The sequence below is a fragment of the Acidithiobacillus sp. TH-A35 genome (genome assembly GCF_057473505.1).
Genome location: NZ_JBYCKR010000317.1, coordinates 1 through 5,956, shown reverse-complemented (window position 1 = coordinate 5,956; position 5,956 = coordinate 1). Strand labels below are relative to the sequence as shown.

The window sequence follows — 5,956 nt, the reverse complement described above, 5'->3', positions numbered from 1 at the left end:
CCGCGCAGGCGAAGGTGCCAACCCAGGGTACCCGCAGCGTAGCGCAGGGCACCCAGCGCATGGCCAATATCCAGTTGGCAATAACGCAGTGCCCGTTCGCCATATTTCCACGCTTCGCGCCACGCTATGGAAGTCAGCGCGATATACACCCCTGAGCCGTGCTGTCCGGTATCGGGATACCAGCGTTGTTCTAACAAATGATCCCGACTCAAATAGTGGTAGAGTCCATCACTGATGCCATGCACCCCGAAGGCGAGAAGATAGGCCTCGGTGGGATGCAGGTTGCCGCTGGACGGGTTGCAGCGCAACGCCCAGCGATCCGGGCCGTATTCCTTCCATGCCGCCAGCCCGAGGGAAATCTCCAAAAACTGAGCGACCGCCTGGAGAGTGAAGGGTTGGGGCGTGGCGGCGGGCAGCCCGGTGAAGGTGACGGCAGTTTCGTCCGTCAGCAACGGTAAGATGCGCTGCGGGCTTCCGGTGAACTCGCGGAAGGGGTTGGGTTGTGTATCCCAGTCCAGCGCTTCCGGCCCGGCGGCATAGCGATTCAGGTGATGCTTGGACCGTTCATGGTAGGCCATCACCACTTGCACCGCTTCGCTGTTATCGCTTGTCGCCATGATGTGCGCCGTTCCGTTAGTCAGCCTTGGTCGTGGCATTTTATTCTGGCGCGGCAACCACCTGTCAACGTGCTTTCGGCGCGCTGACCGCCACCTTTTCCAGAGAGACGTGACTGACACCCATGGCCTGATGAAAGACTTTGAACACCTTTTCGGAGACTGCGTCAGATACCACAAAATCCTGATACGACTGGCTGAGTAATTTCACATAAAGCGCTTGCAGCGCCTGATCATTCAGGGCGTCCGTATTCCCCTCTCTTTTCAGGTAGTCATGAAAACGTTTGAGGATATGGAGACGATTAATATGGACTACCGTCTCATCATAGTCGATGTTCAGAAACTTCAGGAAATCCTCAGCGGAGGACAAACTCGCCAGTGTTTTACGTAGATCACTCATGGTGTCATCCTTGGAATTCGTCAGAGGGGAGGGGAGCTAAAGCTGCTGGGCTGCTGTTTGGCCCACACAGGTTGGGATCGGAATCCGGACAGTTATTGCAGTCTTTTTCCGTCAGTTGCACAGCACGCCCGCTGGACTGGGCCTGCAATTCCAGTTGGGAAATCCGTTCCATCAGGCACTGAATGGCCTTGCCCACCGGGTCCGGCATGAGATGGTGATCCAGATCAATACCGTGGGCGTTGATGCGGCGGCGTTCCGCAGGCAGCACGACGCGGCCGGGGATGCCCACGACCGTCATACCCGGTGCCACATCGTTAATGACCACCGCATTGGCACCCACCTGACTGTCATGACCGATAGTGACGGGCCCGAGGATCTTCGCACCCGCACCCACCATGACTCGATCCTGTAATGTCGGGTGACGCTTGCCCGGATTCCAGCTCGTGCCCCCCAGCGTCACCCCATGGTACAGGGTGCAATCATCACCAATCTCAGCCGTTTCGCCAATCACCACGCCCATGCCGTGATCAATGAAGAATCGGCGCCCGATCTGTGCCCCCGGATGGATATCGATGCCGGTCGAGAAGCGCGCCATCGCGCTGAGCACGCGCGCCGGATACCGCCAACCGCCCCGCCACCAGCGATGGGCGAGTCGATGTGCCAGCAACGCGTGTACCCCAGGGTAGGTAGTGAGGATTTCCAACGTACTACGGGCAGCCGGATCGCGTTCGAAAACACAGTGAATATCGTCGCGCAGGTTGCGCCACAGACCGGACTTGCGGGGTTGTTCTTTGTCGAGCAGGGTAGCAGCCACGGGCGTGTCCTCCATTCAGGAATGAGCGTGCGGGGACTCCACGCTCTCCAGAAGAAAGCGATGCAGGTCCTCTACGGGCGGTGGTGCCTTGTGCTGAAGCACATAGACGCGAATCTGTTTGAGGATGCTTTGTGCTTGTAATTCGGTGATGGCGCTGCCCAGTTCAGCGTAGGCGCGCATGATGGCCTTGGTACCGGAGTGCTTGCCCAGCACCATGTTATGCTGGCGCCCCAGTTCCTCCGGGTCGAAGCTCTGGTAATTGCGGGGGTTTTTGATCAGTCCATCGACATGAATGCCCGACTCGTGGCTGAAAATGGCATCGCCGACGATGCTTTTTCCGGCGGGCACCGGTCGCGCGGAAGCCAATGCCACCAATTGCGAAATTGCCTTGAACTGGCGCACTTCAATGCCGGTCTCGAAGCCGTGCAAATGATGCAGACACATGACCACTTCCTCCAGCGCGGCGTTACCGGCGCGTTCGCCGAGACCGTTCACTGTCGTGTTCACATGGGTGGCACCAAAACGCAGGGCCGCGATGGAGTTGGCAGTGGCCAGACCCAGATCGTTGTGGGCATGGATTTCAATTTCCATGTCCGTGGCCGCCCTTAAGCGCCGCATGATATGGGCGGTATTAAAGGGCTCCAGAATGCCCAGGGTGTCGGCATAGCGAAAGCGGCGCGCCCCCGCTCGTTGTGCGACCTCCATGACCCGCAGGATAAAGTCCAGCGGCGTCCGGGAGGCATCTTCGCCGCCCACAGCCGCGTCCATGCCGCTGTCCAGCACCTGCTTCACCCGGCGATCCACCTGCTGCAAGACCCACTGACGATCTTTGCCCATCTTGCTGCGAATCTGGATATCTGAAACCGGCACCGAGGCGTTGACCATATCCACAGCACAACGCTTTGCCGCAGCGAGATCCGTATCGTGCATCCGGCACCAGACCACCAGGCGGGCGGGGAGGCCCATCTGGGCAATGCCCCGGATGGTTTCCTCCTCTTCGCTCCCCATGGCGGGGATGCCGATCTCCAACTCCGGAATCCCGGCATTGGCCAGACTCTCGGCGATAGCCAGTTTTTCCTCGGGGCGGAAAGCCACCCCTGCGGTCTGTTCGCCATCGCGCAGGGTGGTGTCGTGGATTACCGAGAAGCTTTTGGAGATCGGGCTGATTTCATGCATACACAGGTGCAAAAGCGTTGTCAGTGAGAATGGGGCCGTTGGCCCCCCAGTAGGGGGACAGACGCCGCAATTGCTCGATGATGGGCGGTGTCTGCGCAATCACCCAGTCCACTTCTGCTTCCGTGGTCTCCCGGGAGAGAGAGAAACGGATGGTGCCGTGCGCCGCCGTATAGGGAATGTCCATGGCGCGCAGCACATGGGACGGCTCCAGCGACCCGGAGGTACAGGCGGAACCCGAGGAGGCGGCGATGCCGACCCGGCTCAGGAGCATAAGAATGGCCTCGCCCTCGATGTATTCAAAAGAGATGCTGGCCGTATTGGGCAGGCGGTGTTCCGGATCGCCGTTGGCGAAAGCATAGGGCACCTGTGCCAGTATCCCGGCCTCCAGACGATCCCTTAAAGCGCGCACCACGGTGTTTTCATACTTCATGTGCTCCAGGGCCATGTCTGCCGCCAGGCCCAGGGCGATAATGCCCGTGGTATTTTCTGTTCCGGCCCGGCGCCCGCGTTCCTGGTGACCACCGCGCAGCATGGGTCGGTAGCGGGTGCCCCGGCGCACATAGAGCGCACCGATGCCCTTCGGGGCATGCAGCTTATGCCCGGAGAGGGAGAGCATGTCGATGGCCGACTCCTGCATGTTCAGGGCAATTTTGCCCACCGCCTGCACGGCGTCCGTATGAAAGAGTGCGCCTTTCTCCTTGGCCATCCGTGCCATGGTTTCGACGGGGAAGATCGTTCCCGTCTCATTGTTGGCATACATCATGGAGACGACGGCCACCTGCTCGCTGAGCGCCGCGGCATACGCCTCCATGGAGATGCGCCCAAGCCGGTCCACGGGAATGTAGTGGACTTTATAGCCTTCATGACGTTCGAGATGATCACAGAGAGACAGAATGGCGGGGTGTTCCACCACGCTGGTGATGATTTCCCGGCGGCTGGGTTGTATGGCTAGGGCCGAGAGGATGGCGGTGTTATCGGACTCCGTACCGCAGGAGGTAAAAATGATTTCCGAGTCGTGTTCTACCCCCAGCAGCGCCTGTACGGAGGCGCGCGCTTCTTCCAGACGTTTGCCCACATCGCCGCCGAAGCTGTGCATGGAGGAGGGGTTGCCGTAATATTCGCTGAAGTAGGGAAGAATGGTCTCCAGCACCCGGGGATCTACCCGGGTGGTGGCATTGTTGTCCATATAGGCGCTGCTCATGGCTATACCCCCACGGCTTGCGGCATGCTGGCCGGAACTACCCGTACGGGACGGCCCAAAGTCAGCATCAGGCGTTCCTGGATGCCGGAAATGGTGATCCCGGAAGACTGGCAGTTCATGCACGAGCCGCTCATGGCCACCATGACCGTATCACCATCCACATCGACCAGTTCGATATTGCCGCCATCCATCTGGAATTGCGGGCGCATTTCATCAATCACGGCGGATATTTTCTGGATTTTCTGCACCATGGTCATGGGCGCCGGGGCGGCTTTGGCGGCGGGTTTCGCTGCCACCACCGGTAGCGGCGCGCTGCCGTTTACTGCCGCGAGGATATCTTCGATCTGCTCATGGCAGCTCTGGCAGCCGCCGCCCGCCTTGGTATAGAAAGTGATCTCTTCGACCGTCGACAAATGGTTTTCTCTGGCCACTTTCTCAATCAGCGCCGAGTCAATGGCGAAGCATTTACATACCAGCGCGCCTTCTTCGTGATCATCTGCCCATTCTTCGCCGCGGTAATTGGCGATGGCGGCGTGCAGGGCCTCGGCACCCATAACGGAACAATGCATTTTCTCCGGAGGAAGCCCGCCCAAAAACTCAGCGATGTCCTGATTGGTGATTTTGAGCGCTTCATCCAGCGTCTTGCCCTTGATCAGTTCAGTCAACGCCGATGACGAGGCGATGGCGGAGCCGCAGCCAAAAGTCTGGAAGCGGGCATCCAGAATGACATCCGTATCCGGGTCTACCTTGAGCATCAGGCGCAGGGCATCCCCGCAACTGATGGAACCGACCTCGCCGACCGCATTGGCCTCTTCGAGGACCCCGGTATTCTTGGGGTTGAAAAATAAATCTTTGACTTTATCGGTATAATCCCACATGGCGTCAGCTCCGATGTCCGCAGGAGGAGGCTGAGGAAGCGGAGGCTTCGTCTCCCGTGGTGAATGATGACCCGCAACCGCAGGTCCCCGTAGCATTGGGGTTTTCGAAACGGAAGCCGCTGCCGCTGAGTTCGTCCACGTAGTCAATGACGACCCCGCTGAGCAGTGTGGCGCTGGCATTGTCCACGTAAACTGGCACGCCCTCTATCGCCACCACGGTGTCCTCGGCGCCTGCTTCGGCCTCCAATCCCATTCCATATTGATAACCGGAGCAACCGCCTCCGGTCACCGCAACCCGTAATCCGCTCGCTTCAGGATTCTCGGCAAGCAGATTCTTTACGACATCAATGGCTTTTTCCGTCAATATCAGCATGACATACTCCTTACGCGACAGGGGTTCCTGTGTGCTTCCTTGCAAGACTTGGGCCAGTTTTGGGATTTGTTATCAACTTATTGTTATTGTGATGATTAACAACGGATGTTGAGGTGTCATTAGGGCATTTTGTTGGTTTCTCTACATCTCCCAGGATGGTTTTGCAAGAAAACGAACATCTCGGGGCAGGGCCGGAATGTCAAAAACCCGGAGACCGCTGGGTATCCGGGTTTTCGCTAAAACAGTGGCAAAAGCGCTTATACGGGCCGGTTTTCACCGGGATCACGTACCGGACCCATGCCCGCTAGGCAGTCCGCATAGCTGATCTCGGGGAATACGGCACTGTATTGCAAGGCACTCTCGGCGATACGATTGATTTTGCCCGCCGTGTCGAGCTTTTTGAGGTCGTTGCGTTCCAGTCCGAACAAGTCCAGCAGTTCATTGTAGACCGTCGCTTCATCCAGCGGCAGGATATAAAATGGAATACCCTTGTATTCCAG

General features: G+C 58.4%; 7 protein-coding genes and 1 pseudogene. All 8 read right to left on the bottom strand.

All coding sequences use genetic code 11. The annotated features are described in order from the left end of the window. On the bottom strand, positions 1 to 617 hold a 617-nt coding region (locus AC2VNK_RS10080), incomplete at its 3' end, for a SagB/ThcOx family dehydrogenase (RefSeq protein WP_486883658.1). Between the two features lie 64 nt (positions 618 to 681). Then, a complete protein-coding gene (nifW, locus tag AC2VNK_RS10075) occupies positions 682 to 1,014 on the bottom strand; it encodes a nitrogenase-stabilizing/protective protein NifW (protein ID WP_486883657.1) in 333 nt (110 codons plus the stop codon). Positions 1,015 to 1,018: 4 nt separating this feature from the next. Beyond that, positions 1,019 to 1,828, bottom strand: a complete 810-nt coding sequence (gene cysE / locus AC2VNK_RS10070) for a serine O-acetyltransferase (protein ID WP_486883656.1) — start codon at positions 1,826 to 1,828, stop codon at positions 1,019 to 1,021. Between the two features lie 15 nt (positions 1,829 to 1,843). Continuing rightward, positions 1,844 to 3,004, bottom strand: coding sequence for a homocitrate synthase (gene nifV / locus AC2VNK_RS10065; RefSeq protein ID WP_486883655.1), 1,161 nt, complete (start codon positions 3,002 to 3,004; stop codon positions 1,844 to 1,846). Further along, positions 2,997 to 4,205 carry a cysteine desulfurase NifS gene (gene nifS / locus AC2VNK_RS10060; RefSeq protein ID WP_486883654.1) on the bottom strand — a complete coding sequence of 403 codons (1,209 nt, stop codon included), beginning with the start codon at positions 4,203 to 4,205 and terminating at the stop codon, positions 2,997 to 2,999. Before nifS ends, nifV begins: the two co-directional genes overlap by 8 nt. Before the next feature lie 2 nt (positions 4,206 to 4,207). After that, complete coding sequence (nifU, locus tag AC2VNK_RS10055; RefSeq protein ID WP_291508413.1) at positions 4,208 to 5,083, bottom strand: Fe-S cluster assembly protein NifU; 876 nt, start codon at positions 5,081 to 5,083, stop codon at positions 4,208 to 4,210. A gap of 4 nt (positions 5,084 to 5,087) precedes the next feature. Next, positions 5,088 to 5,456 (bottom strand): HesB/IscA family protein, encoded by a 369-nt coding sequence (locus tag AC2VNK_RS10050; protein ID WP_215876751.1) that lies wholly within the window; start codon positions 5,454 to 5,456, stop codon positions 5,088 to 5,090. 257 nt (positions 5,457 to 5,713) lie between these two features. Then, positions 5,714 to 5,956, bottom strand: a pseudogene (locus tag AC2VNK_RS10045) (hypothetical protein); the annotation flags it as partial.

Bases quoted from the DNA above. Each gene is read 5' to 3' on its own strand.
- nifW (WP_486883657.1), bottom strand. From the start codon at position 1,014: ATGAGTGATCTACGTAAAACACTGGCGAGTTTGTCCTCCGCTGAGGAT.
- nifV (WP_486883655.1), bottom strand. From the start codon at position 3,004: ATGCATGAAATCAGCCCGATCTCCAAAAGCTTCTCGGTAATCCACGAC.
- nifS (WP_486883654.1), bottom strand. From the start codon at position 4,205: ATGAGCAGCGCCTATATGGACAACAATGCCACCACCCGGGTAGATCCC.
- nifU (WP_291508413.1), bottom strand. From the start codon at position 5,083: ATGTGGGATTATACCGATAAAGTCAAAGATTTATTTTTCAACCCCAAG.
- AC2VNK_RS10050 (WP_215876751.1), bottom strand. From the start codon at position 5,456: ATGCTGATATTGACGGAAAAAGCCATTGATGTCGTAAAGAATCTGCTT.